Source organism: Pseudomonadota bacterium (assembly GCA_039818985.1).
In the GTDB taxonomy this organism is placed as follows: Bacteria; Pseudomonadota; Alphaproteobacteria; order Sphingomonadales; family Sphingomonadaceae; genus Alterisphingorhabdus.
This window is the reverse complement of record JBCBSU010000001.1, coordinates 997,904-1,020,340: the sequence shown is the minus strand read 5'-3', so window position 1 is coordinate 1,020,340 and position 22,437 is coordinate 997,904. Positions and strand designations below refer to the sequence as shown.

General features: G+C 58.1%; 24 protein-coding genes. 9 read left to right on the top strand and 15 right to left on the bottom strand.

The window, feature by feature from the left end:
- The first annotated feature begins 1 nt into the window (after window position 1).
- The 3 genes from AAFX04_04780 (at window position 2) to AAFX04_04770 (ending at window position 2,302) form a co-directional block, all read left to right on the top strand.
- A complete protein-coding gene (locus tag AAFX04_04780; protein MEO1044736.1) occupies window positions 2-1,135 on the top strand; it encodes a PLP-dependent aspartate aminotransferase family protein in 1,134 nt (377 codons plus the stop codon).
- A gap of 87 nt (window positions 1,136-1,222) precedes the next feature.
- Window positions 1,223-1,789, top strand: coding sequence for a hypothetical protein (locus AAFX04_04775; protein ID MEO1044735.1), 567 nt, complete (start codon window positions 1,223-1,225; stop codon window positions 1,787-1,789).
- 192 nt (window positions 1,790-1,981) lie between these two features.
- Window positions 1,982-2,302 carry a metalloregulator ArsR/SmtB family transcription factor gene (locus AAFX04_04770; protein MEO1044734.1) on the top strand — a complete coding sequence of 107 codons (321 nt, stop codon included), beginning with the start codon at window positions 1,982-1,984 and terminating at the stop codon, window positions 2,300-2,302.
- Between the two features lie 15 nt (window positions 2,303-2,317).
- Here the strand turns inward: AAFX04_04770 and AAFX04_04765 are convergent, their stop codons facing one another.
- From AAFX04_04765 to AAFX04_04725, 9 genes are all read right to left on the bottom strand, one after another.
- A complete protein-coding gene (locus tag AAFX04_04765) occupies window positions 2,318-2,809 on the bottom strand; it encodes a YbjN domain-containing protein (protein MEO1044733.1) in 492 nt (163 codons plus the stop codon).
- Window positions 2,810-2,837: 28 nt separating this feature from the next.
- Window positions 2,838-4,679 (bottom strand): M2 family metallopeptidase, encoded by a 1,842-nt coding sequence (locus AAFX04_04760; protein MEO1044732.1) that lies wholly within the window; start codon window positions 4,677-4,679, stop codon window positions 2,838-2,840.
- Between the two features lie 74 nt (window positions 4,680-4,753).
- Entirely contained in the window at window positions 4,754-5,278 is a 525-nt protein-coding gene (locus AAFX04_04755; GenBank protein MEO1044731.1) for a hypothetical protein, read from the bottom strand.
- 1 nt (window position 5,279) lies between these two features.
- Window positions 5,280-6,035, bottom strand: coding sequence for an alpha/beta fold hydrolase (locus AAFX04_04750; GenBank protein MEO1044730.1), 756 nt, complete (start codon window positions 6,033-6,035; stop codon window positions 5,280-5,282).
- A 5-nt stretch (window positions 6,036-6,040) separates the two neighbouring features.
- A complete protein-coding gene (locus AAFX04_04745) occupies window positions 6,041-6,502 on the bottom strand; it encodes a GFA family protein (GenBank protein MEO1044729.1) in 462 nt (153 codons plus the stop codon).
- Window positions 6,499-7,146 carry a DsbA family protein gene (locus AAFX04_04740; GenBank protein ID MEO1044728.1) on the bottom strand — a complete coding sequence of 216 codons (648 nt, stop codon included), beginning with the start codon at window positions 7,144-7,146 and terminating at the stop codon, window positions 6,499-6,501. The genes AAFX04_04745 and AAFX04_04740 overlap by 4 nt, the downstream gene beginning before the upstream one ends.
- Window positions 7,143-7,898: a DUF4336 domain-containing protein gene (locus tag AAFX04_04735; GenBank protein MEO1044727.1), complete on the bottom strand. Its 756-nt coding sequence runs from the start codon at window positions 7,896-7,898 to the stop codon at window positions 7,143-7,145. The genes AAFX04_04740 and AAFX04_04735 overlap by 4 nt, the downstream gene beginning before the upstream one ends.
- 106 nt (window positions 7,899-8,004) lie before the next feature.
- Window positions 8,005-8,982: a hypothetical protein gene (locus AAFX04_04730; protein ID MEO1044726.1), complete on the bottom strand. Its 978-nt coding sequence runs from the start codon at window positions 8,980-8,982 to the stop codon at window positions 8,005-8,007.
- A gap of 5 nt (window positions 8,983-8,987) precedes the next feature.
- Window positions 8,988-10,013 (bottom strand): aspartate-semialdehyde dehydrogenase, encoded by a 1,026-nt coding sequence (locus AAFX04_04725; protein MEO1044725.1) that lies wholly within the window; start codon window positions 10,011-10,013, stop codon window positions 8,988-8,990.
- 381 nt (window positions 10,014-10,394) lie between these two features.
- Between AAFX04_04725 and AAFX04_04720 the strand changes: the two genes are divergently transcribed.
- Window positions 10,395-11,213, top strand: coding sequence for a DUF2189 domain-containing protein (locus AAFX04_04720; GenBank protein ID MEO1044724.1), 819 nt, complete (start codon window positions 10,395-10,397; stop codon window positions 11,211-11,213).
- 72 nt (window positions 11,214-11,285) lie between these two features.
- Here the strand turns inward: AAFX04_04720 and rplS are convergent, their stop codons facing one another.
- The 5 genes from rplS to ffh form a co-directional block, all read right to left on the bottom strand.
- Entirely contained in the window at window positions 11,286-11,669 is a 384-nt protein-coding gene (gene rplS / locus AAFX04_04715) for a 50S ribosomal protein L19 (protein ID MEO1044723.1), read from the bottom strand.
- On the bottom strand, window positions 11,666-12,553 hold the full coding sequence (trmD, locus tag AAFX04_04710; protein ID MEO1044722.1) for a tRNA (guanosine(37)-N1)-methyltransferase TrmD: 888 nt from the start codon (window positions 12,551-12,553) through the stop codon (window positions 11,666-11,668). The genes rplS and trmD overlap by 4 nt, the downstream gene beginning before the upstream one ends.
- 286 nt (window positions 12,554-12,839) lie before the next feature.
- Window positions 12,840-13,367, bottom strand: a complete 528-nt coding sequence (rimM, locus tag AAFX04_04705) for a ribosome maturation factor RimM (protein ID MEO1044721.1) — start codon at window positions 13,365-13,367, stop codon at window positions 12,840-12,842.
- 53 nt (window positions 13,368-13,420) lie between these two features.
- Window positions 13,421-13,954 carry a 30S ribosomal protein S16 gene (gene rpsP / locus AAFX04_04700; GenBank protein MEO1044720.1) on the bottom strand — a complete coding sequence of 178 codons (534 nt, stop codon included), beginning with the start codon at window positions 13,952-13,954 and terminating at the stop codon, window positions 13,421-13,423.
- Between the two features lie 53 nt (window positions 13,955-14,007).
- Entirely contained in the window at window positions 14,008-15,444 is a 1,437-nt protein-coding gene (gene ffh, locus AAFX04_04695) for a signal recognition particle protein (GenBank protein MEO1044719.1), read from the bottom strand.
- A gap of 324 nt (window positions 15,445-15,768) precedes the next feature.
- On the opposite strand from ffh, the gene AAFX04_04690 reads away from it, so the two are divergent.
- The 5 genes from AAFX04_04690 (at window position 15,769) to ispZ (ending at window position 21,151) form a co-directional block, all read left to right on the top strand.
- Window positions 15,769-17,382, top strand: a complete 1,614-nt coding sequence (locus AAFX04_04690; GenBank protein ID MEO1044718.1) for an EAL domain-containing protein — start codon at window positions 15,769-15,771, stop codon at window positions 17,380-17,382.
- 76 nt (window positions 17,383-17,458) lie between these two features.
- Window positions 17,459-18,265 carry a diaminopimelate epimerase gene (gene dapF, locus AAFX04_04685; GenBank protein MEO1044717.1) on the top strand — a complete coding sequence of 269 codons (807 nt, stop codon included), beginning with the start codon at window positions 17,459-17,461 and terminating at the stop codon, window positions 18,263-18,265.
- Window positions 18,262-19,542: a tRNA (N(6)-L-threonylcarbamoyladenosine(37)-C(2))-methylthiotransferase MtaB gene (gene mtaB / locus AAFX04_04680; GenBank protein ID MEO1044716.1), complete on the top strand. Its 1,281-nt coding sequence runs from the start codon at window positions 18,262-18,264 to the stop codon at window positions 19,540-19,542. The genes dapF and mtaB overlap by 4 nt, the downstream gene beginning before the upstream one ends.
- Window positions 19,539-20,462, top strand: coding sequence for a signal recognition particle-docking protein FtsY (gene ftsY / locus AAFX04_04675; protein MEO1044715.1), 924 nt, complete (start codon window positions 19,539-19,541; stop codon window positions 20,460-20,462). The genes mtaB and ftsY overlap by 4 nt, the downstream gene beginning before the upstream one ends.
- Entirely contained in the window at window positions 20,462-21,151 is a 690-nt protein-coding gene (gene ispZ / locus AAFX04_04670) for a septation protein IspZ (protein MEO1044714.1), read from the top strand. Before ftsY ends, ispZ begins: the two co-directional genes overlap by 1 nt.
- A gap of 95 nt (window positions 21,152-21,246) precedes the next feature.
- Here the strand turns inward: ispZ and AAFX04_04665 are convergent, their stop codons facing one another.
- Complete coding sequence (locus tag AAFX04_04665; GenBank protein ID MEO1044713.1) at window positions 21,247-22,071, bottom strand: M48 family metallopeptidase; 825 nt, start codon at window positions 22,069-22,071, stop codon at window positions 21,247-21,249.
- Between the last annotated feature and the right edge of the window lie 366 nt (window positions 22,072-22,437).

The following is a 22,437-nucleotide window of genomic DNA, read 5'->3' as shown; positions in this document are numbered from 1 at the left end:
CATGGCGGACAAGCACAAAGAACTGCACCCGCAAACCGCTGCTATCCATGTGCCTGCCATTCGGCGCGACGGCGCTATGGCGCCGCCCATCCATATGGCCACCACCTTCGAGCATGGCCCGGCCTATGAAAATCTGCATGGCTTTGACTATAGCCGTTCGGGCAACCCCAATGTCGACGACCTGGAGGCACGACTGGCGGCACTTGAACAGGGCAGTTTTGCTCTCGTCTATGCCTCGGGCATGGCCACGGGCATGGCGTTGCTAGACACCTTGCCGACAGGAGCACGGGTGGTGTTCCACAACAGCCTGTATCATGGCTTTCGCGCACTGGCCGGGTTGCTGGCGGAGCGTGGGCGCATTGTTCCTGTTTTTGTCGATTGCAACGATGAAACCGCGCTCGATTCCGAACTGAACGAGGAACCGGCACTGGTGTGGATCGAAAGCCCGACCAACCCGACATTGGAGATCATTGATATCGCGGCGCTGGCCAGCAAGGCGCATCAGGCAGGCGCTGCGCTGGCGGTCGACGGCACCTTCGCCTCACCAGCGCTGCAACAGCCGCTGGCGCTGGGCGCCGATTATGTCATCCACTCGCTGACCAAATATATTGGCGGCCATAGCGATGTCATGGGTGGCGCATTGATTGCAAACAGTGCGGATCGCCGTGAGGAACTGACACTGGCGCGCAGCCTCACCGGCGCGATATTATCGCCTTTCAGTGCATGGCTCGCCGCTCGCGGCCTGCAGACATTGCATTGTCGCATGGCAGCGCATTGTTCTCATGCCATGAAAGTGGCGCAGGCGCTGAGCGGTCATGCCAGACTCAGCCATGTGCATTATCCAGGCCTTGTCAGCCACTCCGGCCATGGCATCGCGGCGCGGCAGATGCGCGATTTCGGTGGTATGGTGTCAATCGAATTGGCGGGCGGAGGCAAAGCAGCACTGGAAATGGCCAGCAAGGTGCGCCTCTTCACCAATGCGACCAGCCTGGGCGGAGTGGAAAGCCTGATTGAGCATCGCGCCTCGGTCGAAGCGCCGCATATCACTTCGCCACCAGGGCTGTTACGGCTGTCCGTCGGATTGGAAAACCCTGACGATCTTGTCGATGATCTGCTACAATCACTGGCAGACTGACCGCTTCGCCACCAAAACCGGAACGATCGGCCAGGGCAAGGGTGTATTCATGCAACAGCGTTAGGCATGGTTTAAGAGGAGGACAATATGGCCCAGAAACCCAAGAGCAAGACCCCAGCCAAAGCGGCAACCACCGATGATCTGAAACACAAGGCCGGTGAAACTGCCAAGGTGGCATCCGAACTGATCGGCAAAAAGGCGAGCGAGACCGGCAAGGTCCTCGCCGAAAAGGCAGGCAGCGCCGCTGAAACAGCCCGGGAACAGGCGAAAATCGCTTCCGAAAAAGCCGCCAGCCAGGCGCGTGAAGCCAGAGACAAATTTGTCGACAATATCCCGGCGATGAAAGAAGCCGCGCGTGATACCGCCAAAAAGGCCGGTGAACAGATGAGCAAGGGTGCCGCTGCAGCGGCCCACATGGCCAGCGATGCCGGTAAAAAAGCGGCGCAAGCCGCCAGCGACGCATCGCGCGCCACTGTCGATGCCGCGAAGCGCAATCCGGGCAAGACAGCCGCCATTATTGGGGGCATCGCCGCAACCGCAGCGACCGTCGGCATCGTCGCCTCGCAGAAACGTAAAAGCGAGCCCGACGACAACGCCGATGACGCCGACAGCAATGACGAGGTGGCCGAACGCTCGACCGAGTCATCGGAATAGAGCACAGGATGTCATATATTCACAAGGGGCGCTGCGGCGCCCCTTTTTGTGTCCGCTCCGCCGATATGCGCCGCTTTTACTGCACGTGTTGAGCGCAGTTATCAGGCAATCCTATATATTCAAATATCTGCATATACGTTGACTTAAATATATATGGTCCTTACTCTCCCGCCCGACTGAGGAGGCCGCACCATGCCGATCAGGGAAGACGAGGCCCGCGAACTTGCCGATATCTTCAAGATTCTTGCCCATCCTGACCGTATCAGGATGATTGAGGAATTGCGTAATGGCGAGCTTGATGTCAGTGCATTGGCAGTCAGGATCGGCATCAGCGCAGCGCGGATCTCGCAGCATTTGTCGCTGCTTCGGTCGCAGCGGCTGGTCAGCCAGCGACGCGATGGCCGAAATCACCACTATCGACTGACCGAGCCCGATATCGCCGGCTGGATCGCCGACGGTATAGATATCCTGTCATCACAGGCTGTGACGCTCGAATCTTCGGGCTGCCATTAATGGCCGGGATCGCCGCTATTCGAACACCATCTTGGCAAAGTCGGCGACAGCAAATTCATAGCGCGATATAACCGATTCAAAGACTGCATAGGGAATGCCCTCTGTACCGGTGACCACATCCCAGAAAATAAACGGATCGCCTTCTTCATCGAGGCCCACCGCGCCGAATCGCTTGCGGGCCGACCAGCCTACCGCTAGGGCCGCCGGAAGCGGTTCCGGACGGTCGAAGATCGCGTAGAACTGCACCGATTCACAATTCTTGTTATTGGAACAATCGTAAAACACGACCGAAACATTCCAACCGCTCATGCTCGTCTCAACCAACGGATCGCCGCTATTGTCGACCGTCAGCTTTGCCTTATATCCCGCCGATTGCAGCGCCTCGACAACGGTTTGCGGATTGGATGCGGTTACCATCCTCGCATCACCATCCGCTTGAGCCTGTGCTGCCCATGGCATGGCCAGTGCGAGAGCCAGCAAGGCAGCCTTGATAAATGTCTGTGTCATAGAATAACCCTGTCCTTCCCAGATTATGTTACCAGCCACATTGCTTGCCGGCATTCTGTTCCTTCAGCCACGTCTGCAGCGGCGCAAAATATTCCACCATCGCGGTTCCATCCATTTCACGCGTACCGGTAAACGCCTCGAGCGCGTCGGGCCAGGGTTTTGAGGCCCCCAGTTCGAGCATCGCATTCAGCTTCGCGCCGACCTCCTCATTACCGTAAAAAGAGCAGCGGTGCAGCGGTCCTTCCCACCCGGCAGCATCGCATGCTGCCTTGTAGAACTGGAACTGCAGGATGCGCGCGAGGAAATAGCGCGTATAGGGCGTATTGCCCGGGATGTGGTATTTCGCACCCGGATCGAAAGCGGTATCGGGGCGATCGACCGGCGGGACAATCCCCTGATATTGCAGCCGCAACGCGGTCCATGCATCATTATAACCATCGGGCCGTATGGTGCCCTCGAATACGCCCCAGCGCCAGCGATCAACCAGCAGACCGAAAGGCAGAAACGCCACCTTGTCCATCGCCTGACGCAGCAACAGCCCCAGATCCTTGTCGGCGCTCGGCACCTGCTCGGCGGGCAGCAGGCCGATCTCGACCAGATAATCGGGTGTGATCGCCAGAGCGATCATGTCGCCAATCGCCTCGTGGAAACCATCATTGGCGCCATCGAGATGCAGATAGCTCTGCGCCTTATAGGCCCGCTGATAATAATTATGGCCCAGCTCATGGTGGATGGTGATGAAGTCATCACCATTGACCTTGATGCACATCTTGATGCGGATATCGTCCTTGTTGTCGAGGTCCCATGCGCTGGCATGGCAAACGACTTCACGATCAGCGGGTTTCACAAATTGTGAGCGCTCGTAAAAACTGTCCGGCAGCGGTGCAAAACCGAGCGAGGAGAAGAAATTCTCGCCCGTTTTCACCATCTTCAGCGGATCATAGCTATTGGCATTGAGCAGTTCGGTAACATCATAACCGATATCGCCTGCGCCTTCGGGCGCGACGATGCTGTAGATATTGCCCCATTCCTGCGCCCACATATTGCCCAGCAGATCCGCGCGGATCGGGCCGCTGGCGGGCTGCACCTCGTCGCCATATTCCTCGTTGAGCTTGGTGCGGGTATAGCAGTGAAGATCATCGTAAAGCGGTTTGACCTGCTGCCACAGTTTTTCGGTCAGCCTGGCAAAATCATCAGCGGGCATGTCATAGTTGGAGCGCCACATCGCTCCGACATCCTTGAAACCCAGCTCACGCGCGCCCTGATTGGCGATATCGACCAAGCGGACATAATCATCCTTCATCGGCGCACCGACATTGTCATGCCAACTGGCCCACATTTCGCTGAGCAGTTCCGGATCGCGCACTGTACCCATGGCGGCCTCGATGTCGGATCCGTTGACCTCCTCACCGCCCCGGGTACCGCGACCCTTGCCATATTGCGACTGCAATTTGGTGGAGATGGTACTCAACTCTGCTGCAGCGCCTTCGCGTGTTGGTGCCGGCAGCACGATACCGCCGCGCAGCTTGTCCAGCTTGCGTTTCTCTTCGGGCGAAAGTCCTTCGACATCGGCATATTTCGCTGCTTCCAGCGCGAAGCGCACCGACATTTCCGTGCCCTTGGCCCCGGCCGCCGCCGCCAGTGCATCGGTGTCGGTCGTCAGATAGGTCGCATTGATCCAATATACCTTGCTCGCCTCGATCGAGAAATCAAACAGCTCCTTCTCGGCCTTTTCCAGAAAGGCACGTGCCTCGCCCAGCTCGCTGCTGACCACTTCCCCCTGCTGCGGCGCGCCCTCTTCGGCAAACGCCGCGTGTGGTAGCGCAGCGGCAAGCGCGAAGGCGGAAATGCTGAGCAGTTGGCGTTTCATGATAAGTCCCCGATTATATTCTTATATCTTGACCTGCACGATGCGGCGCGGCCGCGATGGCGTCAAGGCTTGCCTCAGCCTCTCCGGGAAAGGATACGAGAAGCACTATGGCCAAGGATCAGCGCTGCAAAACCGATCAGGAAGACCTGCATCTTTATGGGTCGGGCAAAGGCTGCAATGCCGGCCAGCATATCGCTGCCCTGCCCCTGTACCATCTGGACAAGCTGGCTCAGCGTTTCAGTATAATCGACCAGTGCAAAAACGATATGTGCAATGACGGCAAGCAGGCCAATGGCACGAACAGCAGCAGCACCATGTTGTTGCAGCAACCGACCACCCAATATACCGCCGATCGCGATCGCCGTAATGAACAGAAGGTCGATCACAAGCGACAGCATAGCGCTGCTATAAACGCCTTCAGCGCGCCATTGGTCATGGATGCTATTGACGGCCATAGCCGTGCCGGCTCGGCGGTGCTGTTCCATATCGATGACACTTGTCCCGGCAAGCTCGGAGGGTTGTACGAAACCGATCAGGAAAAACAGGGCCCAGCCGGAAAGCCAGAAGATCAGAAAATTCCGTTTTGTTGCTTGCGGCATATCAGCGTCCGTCCAGAAAAACCTTGATGGCGACGCCTAATTCCACCCGCGTCACACTGCTCATATGGGTGCCGGGAATCTCCATATGGCGGCCCCGTACCAACCTCTCGGCCAAGGTTGTTGGCGACCCATTGTCACGGTCCTGCTTGCCGCAGATCACCATCACCGGCGTGTCGATCGCGGTCAGCGCCTGGACGTCCACTGATCCAAAGCTGTTCAGCAGCAATCGTGCAGCGACGGGATCAATACCCTGTGTCTTCATAAACGCCGCCGCAAAAAAATGGCGGTCGCCACGTTTGACGCTGTTTCTTTTATCAATGGCGTCGATGAAAAACCGCTTGCGGCTATCCCATCCCTGCAGCCCCTCCCAGCCCATGCCGCACAGGGCGGTGCGTCGCGGTCGCAACCCCATGGTCAGCAACCTGGCCGATGTGCGCGCGCCAAGCGAAAAACCGACCAGATCAAAGCGCGCCAAAGCCAATGTGTCGATCAGATGCATCACGTCGTCGGCGAGAATATCGGTGGGATAAGCGGCCGGATCATGCGGTGCATCGCTTTCGCCATGCGCCCGGAAATCAGGCATGATGACGCGATAACCCGCATCCGCCAGCCGCGCGGCATGGCCATATTTGATCCAGTTGGTCCCGGCACTGGAAAACAAGCCATGCAGCATCAGCACCGGCGCGCCATCTTCGGATCCGGTCTGGTGCACCGCCAGTTTTACGCCGTCGGGCATGGTCATGGATGCTGTCTGCATATCGGTCATTGCGGCTTCAGCAATTCCAGCCATTCCGTCTCGTTCATCGGTTGCGTCTCAACGGTCGGAACACCATCGGGCAAAATGATCCATGGCTGCTTGCTGCCGACCCAGATATGAGCTGCCGGTGATAGGTGCTTGCTATTGTCCAGAGTACCGCAACGCAGCGAAGCGAAACCCGCTCGCCGATCATTGGTCGCATAAATCCTGGCCATGCATTTTGCACAGCCATAGACGCGAGAGACTGCGCCACTTGGCTGCACCATAGTGCCAATGGAAAGCGGCCCCTCAATATCCAGATCGTCTTCACGGAACAGCATATGCTCGCTAAACGCACTGCCGGTGCGGGTCTGGCAATCGGTGCAGTGGCAGGCATAGGGCGACAGACGGAACCCTTCACGCAGGCGATAGCGCACCGCACCACAGTTGCAGCCGCCCTCCAGTTCACCCTGAAGCAGCGCGCTCACCGCTTTTTCAATCCCGCCTGCTCCATGCGCCACAGTGCCAGATCGATACGGTCCTGACCGAAAAATGGTTCATCGTCGAATACCAGCGTCGGTACACCCCAATGCCCGGCGGCTTCAAGCTTAGCCTGATTGGCAGCGATTTCCGCATCGAGCTGTTCCGGTTCGGCGGCAACCACAGCATCAAGCGCGGCCAGATCCAGCCCCGCACGCTCGGCCGCCCTGGCAAGATGCTCACCCTGATCCCAGCCCTCGGTACCACCCCAGATCACCTGCGACACCTCATCGGCAAAGGCCAGTCCCCTGCCTGCACGCGACGCCGCCTGCCCCAGCCGCACCAGCCGGAAAATATAGGGCTGTTCCGCCGCGATTTTGCGGGTTGCGATATCCTGCACAATCGGGTCGGGCCGTGGGGGCGCCATTGTGATGCCGAGAAACTGGCTCAGCCGCATCACATCGCGCAGCGTATAGCCGAGCCAGTTCGGGTGGTTTTTTTCAAAGAAATCAGGCTCGCGCACTGCCAGCGGATAAACCACCTTGAGGTTGATGGTGAGATCATAGTCTTGCGTCATCTGCACATAGCGTGCAGTTGCGAGATAACTATAGGGCGAGCGAAAGGACCAGTAGAGGTCAGCTTGTAGAGTCATAACACCCCTTTTACCCAGCGAAATGCGCGCCGCAACTCTGCTGTTCCGTTTTCCAGATAGGGCTTGCCATGGGCCATGATTACACGGCCCGGCTGCCAGTCGATCATCTGATGCACCTTTCTGGCCAGCACACCACGCTGGCGCCAAAATGTCATACGCATATCCAAAGGCATCTGACCATCAGGATGGACAATACCCACTAGGCCGAGAAACCAGCGCAAGAATCCGTTGCGGATTTTGTCCGGTTCAAAATTCTCGATCAGATCAGTAACGATCAAAGTGCGCGACGGTCGGTGCAAAAACACCGCTTCGGCAATCACGCTGCCGCTGAAGATGATTGTCTCGAACATATCCTGCCAATCCGCAGGGGCGGCTTCGGACAGGGTTTCATCTAAGCGGATTTCCCGCTTTGCGGTGTCCGTCAGTCCTTGAACGCCATATGTGCGGGCTTCGGGATAACGCTCCGTCCAATAGGGCAGATACCAGTAATGGATACTGTTGGGGGCAACCAGATGCCGCACCAGACCAAGCGCATCGATCTGCGCAAACAGATCATCGGTCGGCTCAGTCGGCGAATGCACCCACAAATCGCCATTGGGCAACCGCGCAATCACCATCCGTGTCGGGAATGGCATTTTGAAGCCCAATGGAAAATCCATCTTGATGATCGGCCCATCGACCATCCACAGATTATCGGCCAACGGTTTCAGCTGGTTGAGCGGTTCATAGGTCTGCATCCAAGAGGAAGACATGGCAGCGCTATAGGCCGTTATTGCAAGGTGCTACAAGTCAGGGTCAAGACGACATATGGCTGTCAAAACATTGCGTGGAGCGATATCTGTACTGCGAGTCAAAACCCTAACACCCAGGTGCCCTCAAACTCCAGAAAATGATATCTACGTTCAGCCGATTGACTGCATAATCCTCAAACTCCGCACGCGTGAATTTCTTACCAGTTTGCGGGTTGTTATAGGTTAGTGTGGGTCCCTGCACCGCCATCGCAACGAGCGGTAGTTCATCGCCTAATGCCTCAAGAAACCGATAGGAATTGCGCTCCTGCGCTCGCCGATACGGGATGATATCAGGGCCGCCAATGCCAACGCCCTCAGAAACCGCAAACGCGAAAATACGCGACATATAGCCTTTACTATCGTTCCATTCGCAGGGCCAAAAGTTAACATATTGAACAACATGCGACCGAGTAAAGGCGCTTTTTGCCGCAGCAAGGTTTTCCATGGTAGCCTGGAAATAGGCATCACAGGAAAAGCCCGACTTCTCGGCAGTGTCAGGCAGCAATTCGATCGCTGTTTCGGGGAGATTTATACCGTGTATCGAACCGTCAAAACGCTTGCCCAATGCCCCAAGAAGTGCCTGATAGCGCGCCCGAACCGCCGAATTCCATTGTGCGGCAACCCAGCCGGAGCCCTTTGGCTTGCCCTCACCGGCATTATCCATCTGTCTTACCAGCCCACCTCCATATTCGGGCTCTGTCAGGATGTACTCCGGCAGATTACGATTTCCAGGCAAAAAGAACCGATCCTGTAGCTGCACAAACAGCTTCTTGTTCAGGCTATCAGCGAGGGCAAGATCGCGTTCAATCTTGGTAAAATCATATTCACCTTCACGCGGTTCCAATGCCCGCCATGAATAAATGACTTGTGCCCCATCAAATTCATCGGAGGCCAGTAACCTCCGATGCAGTTCCAACTCTTCGCCACCAATAAAGACGAAGTGCGACAGACTATCGCGGCTTGGCTGGTTTCCCTGAGCCGAAGCAGCGAAAAGCGCGACAAACAGAATCCACAGCGCGCATACCAGCCAATGTGCTCGAATCATAAACCTTACGCCTTCTGCAAATGCTTCCGCCCAAGCAACTCCGCAATCTGCACCGCATTCAGCGCTGCGCCTTTGCGCAGATTGTCAGAGACGCACCACAGCGCAATGCCGCTATCGACCGTCGGGTCATCGCGCACGCGACTGATATAGGTGGCGCTGTCACCGACGCACTCGACCGGGGTGACATAGCCGCCATCCTCGCGCTTATCGACCAGCATGATGCCCGGCGCCTCGCGCAGGATCTGCGATGCTTGTTCGGCAGACATCTCGTTCTCGAACTCGATATTCACCGCCTCGCTATGGCCGACAAATACCGGTACGCGGACACAGGTGGCCGAGAGCCTTATCTTCGGGTCGATGATCTTCTTGGTCTCGGCAACCATCTTCCACTCTTCCTTGGTCGAACCGTCATCAAGGAACACATCAATATGCGGAATCAGGTTGAACGCGATCTGCTTGGTAAAGCCTTTGGGCTCTACCGGATCACCGACAAAAATGGCACGCGACTGTTCGAACAACTCGTCCATACCACCCTTGCCCGCACCCGAGACCGACTGATAGGTCGCCACCACAACACGCCTGATGGTCGCGGCGTCGTGCAGCGGCTTGAGCGCCACCATAAGCTGCGCTGTCGAGCAATTGGGGTTGGCGATGATGTTCTTTGCGACATAGCCCGATATCGCCTCGGGGTTAACTTCGGGCACGATCAGCGGAACATCCGGGTCCATACGGTAGAGTGAGCTGTTGTCGATCACCACACAGCCCGCCGCTGCGGCCTTGGGCGCATAATCCCTAGCTACAGCAGAACCGGCGGCGAAAAGCGCAATATCCCATCCGGAAAAGTCGAAATGCTCGATATTCCTGACCTTGAGCATCTTGCCGGTTTCGCCAAATTCAATCTCGCTTCCGGTCGAGCGCGGCGAAGCCACAGCGGCGACTTCCGCCAGCGGGAATTCACGCTCGGCCATGATGGTGAGCATTTCACGTCCGACATTTCCGGTCGCTCCGACAACGGCAACACGATAGGCCAAGAAAAATCTCCAAAATCTTGCAGGGAATATCCGCGAGCCGGTTCCATGGCCCAGCGGGCAGCGGCAGACAAGCCAAATATCACAGGTCAAGTGTCGCCAGAATCGATGTATGACGCATCCTGTCAGGCGCAAGAGTGGAATGATCCGAAAGAGGAAATTTCGTTACGGCATACTGGTGCTTGATTGCTCATAGACATCATTATGCTGCAAATTGCCACGACGGCGGAACGATTTGTTCGCTCATGTCTTGGTTTTTGATATGCGATATGAATGGAAAGCCAGCGAGCCGTAACGTCGGCCATGCTGCGCCAGCCATTCCAACAACAATCATATCAGCGGCACCATCGCCGCTACCATAATCGCACCATAGGGGAGTAAAGCATGGCTCAAGAAATTGCAGCGGAAATTGCCGCCAAATTTCCGCCCGTCCGCATCAACAGTATCGACAGTGACGATCTCAACACCTCGCTGAAGGCGGGCTATCAGGACTTTCTCAACAAGCGCGGCGATCTCATCTTCATCGGCGCACTCTATCCTCTCATCGGCCTGATTGCCGCGACCTTTGCCCTTGGTGGCGCCAGCCTGCCGCTGCTATTCCCGCTGGCTGCCGGCTTGTCGATCATGGGACCGGTTGCTTCCGCCGGCTTTTATGAACTGGCACGCCGTCGCGAGGCTGGTGAGGATTCCAGCTGGACCCATTTCTTCGACGTGTTCTCCAGCGCGAATTTTCCCAATATCATGTTCGTCGGCACCATATTGCTGGCGATCTTCGCCTTTTGGGTGCTCTCTGCCTTCATCATCCATAACGTCTTCATGGGCGCAATGGTGCCGGTATCGGTCGGCGACTTTCTGACCCGGGTGTTCACCACCAGTGGAGGCTGGGCAATGATTGTTGTCGGCAATCTGGTCGGTCTGTTTTTCGCCATCGCCGTGCTGGCGGTCAGCTTTGTCTCGCTACCGATGCTGGTCGACAAGAATGTCGGGGCCGGACGGGCCATTCGCACCTCGGTCAAGGCGTTCAACAAGAACCGCAATGTGGTACTGCAATGGGGCATTACCGTCGCGATGCTGCTGATCATCGGTTCGGTGCCGCTGTTCCTCGGCCTCGCCGTCGTGCTGCCAACGCTGGGCTATGCGACATGGCATCTCTACAGCCGGGTCATCGAGCGCGATGACCTGCCCGATGCGGTGCGCGGCTGATCGACAACGCCGAAATGGCATAAAAAAGGGCGGCTCGCGGACCGCCCTTTTGTTTTGACATAAAGCCTGTACTTATTTGCTCTCGGCAGCAGCCTTGGTATCGCGACGCTCGGCGATGCGGGCGCGCTTACCGGTACGGCCCCGCAGATAGTAAAGCTTGGCACGACGCACAACACCGCGGCGGACCACGGTGATGCTGTCGATATTCGGCGAATAGAGCGGGAACACACGCTCAACGCCCTCACCGAACGAGATTTTGCGCACGGTGAAGTTGGAGCCGAGGCCACGGTTCGAGCGAGCAATGCACACGCCCTCGAAATTCTGGACACGGGTACGTTCACCCTCGACCACGCGGACACCGACACGCAGCGTGTCACCAGCCCGGAAATCGGGGATTTCTTTCTTCGCGTTAAATTCCTCGATCGCTTCCGCTTCGAGGGTCTGGATGAGATTCATGTCCCATTTTCCTTCTTGTCGCGCTGCGCACCAGAGGGCGACCGATCCGCAGCGCCCCCGTGGCGCTGCCATAAATCCGGCCGCCTTAGCCGTGTAATCGCTTCCGCCTGTTCGCGTCGCCAGGCGGCGATTTTCGCATGATCCCCCGATCGCAGCACTTCAGGGATCGTGCGCCCTTCCCACTCAACGGGCCGGGTATAATGTGGATATTCCAGCAATCCGGTCTCGAAAGACTCGTCATCTCCACTGGAAGACGCGCCCATTACACCGGGAAGCAGCCGAATGCAAGCATCAAGAAGCACCATGGCCGCCACCTCGCCACCGGAGAGGATATAGTCGCCGATAGAGACCTCCTCAATATCGCGCGCCTCGAAGATACGCTCATCAAAGCCTTCGAAACGGCCGCATAGCAGCGTAACGCCGGGGCCGGATGCGATTTCGCGGACGCGGCTCTGGGTGAGCGGTGTGCCACGGGGGGTTAGCGCGATGATGGGCGCGGTATTAATCCCCCCCGGCACGGGGGGGTGGCTCGCGAAGCGAGACGGGGGGGGCGGGCCATCATCACTAACGTCGCGGTTTAGGACAGCCCCCTCCACCGTGCTTTGCACGCTCCCCCTCCCCGTCCCGGGGAGGATTTTGTCCACCATCCGCGCGCTCGCAAAATCCACCGCCTTGCCCAAAATATCGGCGCGCAGCACCATGCCCGCACCACCCCCTGCCGGCGTATCATCAACACTGCGATGCCTGTCGGTGGCAAAGTCACGCATATTGATCGCCTCGCACGACCACAGACCCTGCTCCAGCGCCTTGCCCGCCAGCGAAGCCCCGAGCGGTCCAGGAAACATCTCCGGATACAGGGTAAGGATTTGCGCGTGAAAGGTCATCTAATTCGAGACAAGAACAGCCATATACCAATGGCGTTCCCGATACATGCCGACGCCCAGATAACAAGCATACCTGCAGAAAAAGCAAGCCAGCCCCCACTATCACATCTATCGACGTCTGGGCATAGGGGCGAGAATATATAGCCCGAGCCTGCCCCCCAAAGTAATAACAATCCGCCAACTGGAAGGAAGGCCAATGTCCACGGCGCCCAATTCAACCACCGCGCCATTAGGCATCCGCCATATGCGACTACGAAAGCTAAAAGAATGATTACAAGCGAGCCAATCATCCCACAAAATCAACCGGCAGTGAAAGTGACGTATCTTTTATATCACATACCCCAATCGGCACCATAAACGCTTTGCCATCGGGCTTTTTAATCTCGACCACATCGCCAGCACCGAAATTTTCCACCGCAATCACATGGCCCACAGCCTCACCTTTTTCGGTAACCACTGGCAGGTCGATCAGATCGGCATAATAATATTCGCCCTCTTCCAGCGGCGGCAGGGCGGAGCGGGGCACGGTCAGCTCGGTACCGCGTGCGGCCTCGGCGGCGTTGCGGTTGGTGATTTCGGCGAAGCGGGCAATGGCGCCTGCCTTATTGGAGCGCACTGTTTTCAGGGTCAAACTACCCTGATTATAGGCTTTGTGCGCTTTCAGGCTGTCCACACTCTCGCTGAACAACTTCAAACGGACCTCGCCCGCCACTCCATGCGCGCCGATAATGACGGCGAGAGTGACGGGTTTGTCTGCATTAAGCCCCTCCCGCTTGCGGGAGGGGTTTGGGGAGGGAGTGGAGGGCTCGCGCATAATTTACAGGTCCTCCCCCGGCCCCTCCCGCAGGCGGGAGGGGAGATATTGTATTAGCCTTCGGCCTTTTCTTCGGCTGCGTCTTCAGCAGGAGCTTCCTCGGCTTTAGCTTCTTCAGCAGGAGCCTCTTCAGCAGGAGCTTCCTCAGCGGGTGCTTCTTCTGCAGCCGGCTCTTCTGCCGGGGTTTCTTCAGCAGCAGCTTCTGCAGCCTTGGCTTCTTCCTCGGCAGCCTTGGCGGCTTCTGCAGCTTCGGCTTCCTTGGCTGCTTTCTCTTCAGCGCGCTCCTTGGCTTTCTCGCCCGGTTCAGCCTTTTGCGGATTGTTGCGCGCCGTGCGCTCCTTCAGACCAGCGGCATCGAGGAAACGGGCGACGCGGTCGGACGGCTGGGCACCAACGGCGAGCCAGTGCCTGGCGCGTTCTTCATTGAGCTTCACGCGCTCCGGATCGTCCTTGCCGAGCAGCGGGTTGTAGCTGCCGATCTGCTCGAGATATTTGCCGTCACGCGGCGCGCGGCCATCGGCGACAACGATCCGGTAATAAGGGCGCTTCTTTGAACCACCGCGCGAAAGACGCATTGCAACTGCCATAAATATTTCCTTCTAAGATATTCTGTAATTTGGATTAAGTGTGAGATTCCTGATTATTTCTTGAACGGCCCAGGCGGCATGCCACCGGGCAATCCGGGCAGACCCGGAGGCGCTGCACCGCCCGGTCCACCGAGCAACTGCGACGGATCACCGCCACCGCCGAACATCGCGGCCAGACCTTTCAACCCGCCCATTTTGCGAATTTTCTTCATCGCCCCGGCCATTTCCTTGTGCATCTTGATCAACTTGTTGACCTCCTGCACCGTAGTGCCGGAGCCCATGGCGATACGTCGCTTGCGTTTGGCGTTGAGCAGGCCGGGCCTGGCCCGTTCTTCCAGCGTCATCGAGCTGATGATCGCGTCCATATGGACCAGCACCTTGTCGTCCATGCCGCTCTTTTCCATTGCAGCCTTGGCCTTTTTCATGCCCGGCATCATGCCTGCCAGCGCACCAAGGCCGCCCATTTTGGTCATCTGCTGCAGCTGAGAACGCAAGTCGTTCATGTCGAACTGACCCTTGGCCATACGCTCGGCCAGCCGATCGGCATCTTCCTTTTTGACCGTCTCGACCGCGCGCTCAACCAGGCTGACAACGTCACCCATGCCGAGAATGCGGTTGGCGACACGGTCAGGATGGAACAGTTCGAGCGCGTCCATCTTTTCGCCGGTGCCAACAAATTTGATCGGACGTCCGGTAACCGCGCGCATCGACAGAGCAGCGCCACCGCGCGCATCGCCGTCCATGCGGGTGAGCACGACGCCCGTGAGATCAACCTGTTCAGAGAAGTTCTGCGCCACATTGACCGCGTCCTGACCGGTCAGCGAGTCGACCACCAGCAGCGTTTCCTTTGGCTGCGCCTCGGCGGACACTGCCCGCATCTCGTCCATCAACTGCTGGTCGACATGCAGCCGACCCGCCGTATCGAGCAGCAGCACGTCAAAGGCCTGCAGCTTCGCCGCCTGCAGCGCGCGCTGCGCAATCTCCACCGGCTGCTGCCCCGCTATGATCGGCAGCGTGGCGACCGAAACCTGTTTACCCAAGGTCGCCAACTGTTCCTGAGCCGCTGGGCGGTTGACGTCGAGCGAGGCCATCATCACCTTTTTGTGCTCTTTTTCGCTGAGCATCTTGGCGATCTTCGCGGTGGTGGTGGTTTTACCCGAACCCTGCAAGCCGACCATCATGATGATCGCAGGCGGTGTCGTCGCCAGATCAAGCTCGCTGACATCCGAACCCAGCATCTCGACCAGCGCGTCATTGACGATCTTGATTACCTGCTGGCCCGGTGTCACCGATTTCAGCACTTCCTGACCGATTGCCTTGTCAGTGACCTTGTCAATAAAGCCGCGCACAACAGGCAGCGCGACATCAGCCTCGAGCAGTGCGATCCGCACCTCGCGCATCGCGGCGCGGACATCATTCTCATTGAGCGCGCCACGGCCCTTGAGGCGGTCAAATATCCCGCCCAGCCGGTCCGATAATGTATCAAACATGGCGCGTCTCCCAAGAAAACAAAATCACGTCAGAACCTGCACAATATACGCAAAAAGAGCCGGTGGGCGAAACCTCGCTGACCGGCTTTCGCGGATACCCGCTTCTCAATATGGGTGCCCTTTGTCGGATATTCCCGCAAAAAGCAAGCCCTGTTTGCCCCATGTGCTACAGCCGGAATCGCGCAGTGCGCAAAATAAACCGAATATTTACGCTAAGTGGATAGGTGTCTGGCCAATGGGGCAAAATCATCAATGCTCTGCCACCAACGGACCACGATGATTACGGATTTGGCATCAAGGATGAAGAACCGGTTTTTCAAAGGTGTGTATATCGATGTCGTCGCCGGCGGCATTGTCTGCGCCGCGATCATGATGTTTGTCGGCACCGGCAGCTTCGTAATGCCGGAGATCATGCGCGCATTGAATGGACTGGGTCCCGGCCCGGACCAGGTACTGGCCACCGCCATGCTCATCAATATCGCGCTGATCATGTTTGGCTGGCGCCGCTATAATGATCTGCGCGTCGAAATGGTGCATCACCGCGAAGCGGAGGCCGAAGCCAAGGCACTGGCGATCACCGACCCGCTGACCAATTGTCTCAACCGACGCAGTATCAACGAGCGCACCGCCGATCTGATTGCAGAAGCCGACAAGCGCAGCATGTCGGTCGCCTTTCTGATGCTCGATCTCGACCATTTCAAGACGATCAATGACATTCATGGCCACGAAGCAGGGGATACGGTGCTGCGCACCGTTGCCAACCGGCTGCGCACGGTAATCCCGCCCAGAGCATTGCTGTCGCGTCTTGGCGGTGATGAATTTGCCGTCGCTTTCGTTTTCGACGGCAATAACCGCAACGCTGTCGAGCGTGTCGCGGAAGACATTATCGAAGAAGTGGCGCGGCCAATTGACGGCCCTGCCGGCGAGCTGGCCATCAGCACTTCCATCGGTATCTCCGCTGCCAGCCATCATGAGGAAACCGCCGAGAGCCTGATGCGCCGGGCTGATATGGCGATGTATCACAGCAAGAAGCAGGGGCGTAACCGCTTTGCCTGGTTCGCCACCTCGATGCAGACCGAAATCCAGACGCAGAACATGATCGAAAAGGGCCTGCGCCAGGGCATCCCTGCAGGCGAGTTCCTGCCTTTCTATGAGCAGCAGATTGATCTTGAAACCGGTCGACTGGTCGGCTTCGAGGTGCTGGCGCGCTGGCAGTCACCCAATCTGGGCCTGGTATCCCCCGAAATATTCATCCCCATTGCCGAGGAATGCGGCCTTATTGGTGAGCTGTCGGAGTGCATCATGCGGCGCGCGCTGAATGATGCCAAATCCTGGGACAGCAGCCTGATCCTGTCGATCAACATCTCGCCGCTGCAACTGCGCGATCCATGGCTGGCGCAGAAGATCCTCAAGCTGCTCACCGAAACCGGCTATCCGCCCGAGCGGCTCGAGCTGGAGATCACCGAAAGCGCCTTGTTCGAGAATATCACCTTGGCCCAGTCGATTATCGGCAGCCTGAAGAATCAGGGCGTCAAGATTGCGCTCGATGATTTCGGCACCGGTTACAGTTCTCTGTCGCACCTGCGCGCCCTGCCTTTCGATCGCATCAAGATCGACCGCAGCTTCGTCACCACCATGGATGACAATATGGAGAGTGCGGCGATTGTCGAGGCGATCGCCCAGCTTGGCCAGAGCCTCAAGTTGCCGATCACTGCCGAAGGTGCGGAAAGTGCCGATATCGTCAACCGGCTGCGTTCACTCGGTTGCGGCAAGGTGCAAGGCTATCATTATGGCAAGCCACTGACCGTGGAACAGACACGCTGGATGCTGGCCCGGGCCAATTTGCTTCCCGACGAGATCGGTGTTGCCGGTACCGGAGAAGCCGTGTCCAGCGATATCACAACGGACACCAAGACAGCCAGCGGGCAAACCGGCTGATCCATAGACCCGGGGCGACCCTCGCAAATACCCCGGCATATGGACAGCGCCGCAACGGCACCGTAAAGCGCGAGCCATGACGGCAACCGCGTTCACCAAAATGCACGGCCTGGGCAATGATTTCGCCATTTTCGATGCGCGGAATGCGCCGGTGCGTCTGGATCCAACACGAATAAGACAGCTGGCCGACCGGCGACGCGGCATCGGTTTCGATCAACTGATTGTCATTGAGCCTCCCGGCGACTTTCGTGGTTCCGCCGATATCTTCATGCGCATCTTCAACGCTGATGGCGGTGAGGTCAGTGCCTGTGGCAATGCAACGCGCTGCGTCGTCGCGCTGCTCGGACGGGATGCCATAATTGCTACAAGGGCGGGCCTGCTGAGCGGCGAATTGCTGGGTGACAATGTGGGCATCAATATGGGCAAACCGCGTTTCGACTGGGATATCATCCCGCTGGCGCAACCGATGGACACCGCCGACATGCCGGTCGGATGGGACAGTCTGGCGCGGCCCATGGCGGTAAATGTCGGCAATCCGCATGCGGTCTTCTTCGTCGATGATCCCTATGCGGTCGACATGGACACGCTCGGCCCGCTGATCGAGAATGATCCGCTCTTCCCCGAAGGCGTTAATGTCAATGTCGCACGCATCGCCGATGGTGGCATTACCCTGCGCGTCTGGGAACGCGGTGCGGGGCTGACCCAGGCCTGTGGCACCGGTGCCTGCGCCACAGCCGTCGCCGCGATCCGGCGCAAGCTCGTGACCGGCCCAATCACCGTGCATTTGCCTGGCGGACCGCTGACCATCGCATGGGCAGCAGGCGGCGACATTCAAATGACCGGCCCCTTTGCCACCGCCTATCGCGGCGAGGTGGAGCTATGAGCGCAGTGCAGGAAAAGGCGACCTTCATCTCCATGGGCTGCCGATTGAACATTGCCGAAACCGAGACCATGCGTGAACAGATGCCCGCTGGCGACGAGCCGCTGGTGGTAATCAATAGCTGCGCCGTCACCAATGAGGCTGTGCGCCAGACGCGACAAGCGATCCGCAAGGCTCGGCGCGCCAATCCGCAAGCCAAGGTCGTGGTGACCGGCTGCGCGGCACAGATTGATCCGGACAGCTTCGCAGCCATGCCCGAGGTGGACCGGGTGCTCGGCAATATCGAGAAGATGCAGCCCGATGCGCTCTCCTTTGACGCACCCAAGGCCGAAACCCTGGTGCAGGATATCATGCAAGTGCGCGAAACCGCGCCGCATATGGCCAGCGCATTTGCCGATCATGCCCGCGCCTTTGTCGAGGTGCAAAATGGCTGCGACCATCGCTGTACCTTCTGCATCATCCCCTATGGCCGCGGCAACAGCCGCTCAGTGCCCGCAGGCCGGCTGGTCGAGCATGTGCAAGAGCTGGTAGACAAGGGCTATCAGGAAGTCGTCCTCACCGGCGTCGATGTCACCAGCTATGGCCATGACCTGCCAGGCCAGCCCAATCTCGGCATGCTGGTCGAGCGCATCCTGAAACACGTCCCCGCCCTGCCGCGTTTGCGTCTGTCCTCGCTCGATGGGGTCGAGGTCGATGCCCGGCTGTTCGATCTGATCACCGGCGATGCGCGCGTGATGCCACACGTCCATATCTCGCTGCAATCGGGCGATGACATGATCCTGAAGCGCATGAAGCGCCGCCATAGCCGCGCACAGGCAATCGATCTGGTCGAGCGGCTGAAAGCGCGCCGCCCGGAAATTGCCATCGGTGCCGATATTATCGCCGGTTTTCCGACCGAGACCGAGGCGATGCACGCCAATAACTGCTCGATCATCCGCGAATGCCAGATCGTCCACGGCCATATCTTCCCCTATTCGCCGCGTGAGGGCACCCCCGCCGCGCGCATGCCGCAGGTTGATCGCACCATTATAAAACAGCGCGCCAGGGAATTGCGCGAACTGACCACCGCGCGGCGCCAGAGCTGGCTGAAATCGCAGATCGGCACCACCGCCAGCCTGTTGGTCGAAAAGGATGGTCTATCCGGCCATATTGCCAATTTCGCACCAATACGCCTTGCAACCCAGGCCCCTTCGGGCCAGATCAGAAATGTGAGGATCACCGGCATGACCAAGGGTCGGCTGGACGCAGAGATAATAGAAGAAAGACAGGCACGTCTATGAGTGCGAATAGCTGGAGCGACAGGCTCCGTCTCGGGTTCAGCAAGACCAGCAGCAGGCTGACCGGTAATCTGGCCGGTATATTGGGCGCGGGTCGTCTGACCGATACAGCGCTCGACGATATTGAGGACGCGCTGATCGTTTCCGATCTCGGCCCCAGCACCGCAGCGCGCATCCGCGACAAGCTGGCGACCGAGAAATTCGATCGCGACGTTACCGAAGACGATATCCGCGCCGTAGTCGAACGCGAGATTGCCGCGATCCTGGGTGAAGTCGCCGAGCCGCTGGAAATCGACGCCTTCCCGCGGCCGCAGGTGATCCTGGTGATCGGCGTCAATGGCTCGGGCAAGACCACCACCATCGCCAAGCTGGCGCATCTGTTTCAGGAAGAAGATTATGGCGTGATGCTGGCCGCGGGCGACACCTTCCGCGCCGCCGCTATCGGTCAGTTGAAAATCTGGGCCGAGCGTCTTGATGTGCCGATTGTCACCGGCCCCGAAGGCGGCGATGCGGCGAGCATTGTCTTTGATGCGGTGAAACAGGCGACCGAGACCGGCATTGACGTGCTGATCGTCGACACCGCCGGGCGGCTGCAGAACAAGCGCGAGCTGATGGACGAGCTAGCCAAGGTGCGTCGCGTCCTCGGTCGGCTCAATCCGGCGGCACCACATGATGTGGTGCTGGTGCTCGATGCTACCAATGGCCAGAATGCGCTGTCGCAGATCGAAACCTTCAAGGAAGTCGCGGGCGTTAGCGGCCTGATCATGACCAAGCTGGACGGCACCGCGCGCGGCGGTGTGCTGGTCGCGGCTGCGGAGAAATTCGACATGCCGATCCATGCCATTGGCGTCGGCGAACAGATTGATGACCTGCGGCCCTTCGACCCCGGTTTTCTCGCCAAGATTCTTGCGGGGACGATCTGATGGCCGAGGGTGACAATAACGATCAAGCCGAAGGTGCCGTCGAACTCGATGCTGCCAAGGCCCCAAAGCAGGCGCCGGGCTGGCTCAGCTTCGCAATCGATTTCGGCCCGTTGCTGATCTTCTTCCTGACCTATCGCTATTTCGCCCCGGCCGATGACGCGCCCAATACCGTTACCGCCACGCTGGCAGCAATCACCTACAGCACCGGTGCGTTCATGGTCGCGGTGCTGGTAGCGTTGGGTGTGTCACAATGGAAAACCGGCAAAATCTCGCCGATGCTGTGGCTGTCAACGATCCTGATCCTCGGCTTTGGCGCGCTGACGATCTATTTTCAGGATGAGACCTTTATCCAGATCAAGCCGACGATCATCTATGCCTCGCTCGCAACGATATTGTTTATCGGCCTGTGGCGTGGCAAGCCACTGCTCAAATATCTGCTCCACGCTGCCTTTGACGGGCTGTCCGATGAAGGCTGGCGCAAATTGTCGCGCAACTGGGCGCTGTTCTTCGTGTTCCTGGCGGTGCTCAACGAGGCCATGCGCGCGCTGCTCAGCTTCGAGACCTGGCTTACACTCAAGGTCTGGGGGGTGACCGGCCTGTCCTTTGTCTTCACCTTCACCCAGCTACCGATGCTGATGCGGCACGGGCTGGCGGTTGAGGATGACGAGGCTGACGAAAAAAGCGGATAAGCTAGTGCGCTGTTACCAATATCTTATCACATGCGCCGGTATTTTCAGCGTCGCGATAAATGCAGTGGTGAAAAAATCGGAAATCTTATACGCGCTTACGCATATCCCTGCGACGTAATATAAGACTGCATCGTGGAAATACGGCTTTGGTCCGAAGGATGCGTCGACATGAATTCGAGCGGTTGACGGGTTGCGCGCTGCGTCATGCCATCCCAGAACCGAATGGCTTCGTTCGCCCGATAATTTGCGTCGACCATGAAGTCCGCCCCCAGCCGGTCGGCTTCATACTCGTGCTTGCGTGAATAGGGCAAGATCACGCCAAAGGACACGCCCGCACCTAATATGCCGGCGATCAGTCCACGATTCTCATTGTCTGCAAGCGCCACATTGGCGAGAGCTAATCCGCTGCTCGCGGCCATTTGTTGCGAGTAGCGCTCTGCAGCATGGCGGCCGACAACATGGCCGACCTCATGCCCCATGACCGTTGCGATTTGATCGTCATTCTGCGTGATGTCGAGAAGTCCGGTGTGAAACCCGACCTTTCCTCCCGGCATCACCCACGCATTGACGGTATCATCCTCAAAAACCGCAAACTCCCAGTTTCTCTGGGTCAACCCGAATCCAGGCAGTCGCTGATCCGCGCCGCGCACGATGCGGTCGCCCACGGCCGCAACCTGGCGGCGCAGGGCGGAATTGGAAGTCTGGCGGTTCTGCTGAAGCGCCTGCGTCCAAGAGGCTGCTGCAAGCTGTTCGAGTTGTTCATCTGAAACCAGCAGTAACTGCTTGCGCCCAAGCGCGGTATTTGTGGTGCATCCTGTGACAGCCGCGCCAGAAAAGGCAACGACTGCTCCCGATGCGAGGCCAGCGATTATATCGCGCCGTGACATGGTCACAGTCGGACGATTTTGGAATTGATCCATAGTAGCGTTCCTGTTCTCGCTCACTCTATATTCCTCACATCGCAGACGCACATCGAGGCTATACCACGATGCTGATTTCGACAAGTACCGGTCAGTCGTGTTGCATATGAATTTACGATTATTGCAGGCCGTTTCCAGCCAGGGTGCTTGATTTTCCCAGCCGGCACCGGAGTAAGGCTAAACCACCGCTAGCGGCTGATGCTGACTATAAGGGTCAGCGAATTGGCAGGCAGTTGATCGAAGCGCTTGGATGAGACGATATACCACCCCTTGTCTCGATATCAGAAGCAGCAAGCATTTATGAGCGCATAGAATAGCAAAGCATGGCATTTGCCTATCCCTGCAAGCACCAAGCCAAGCTCTGCT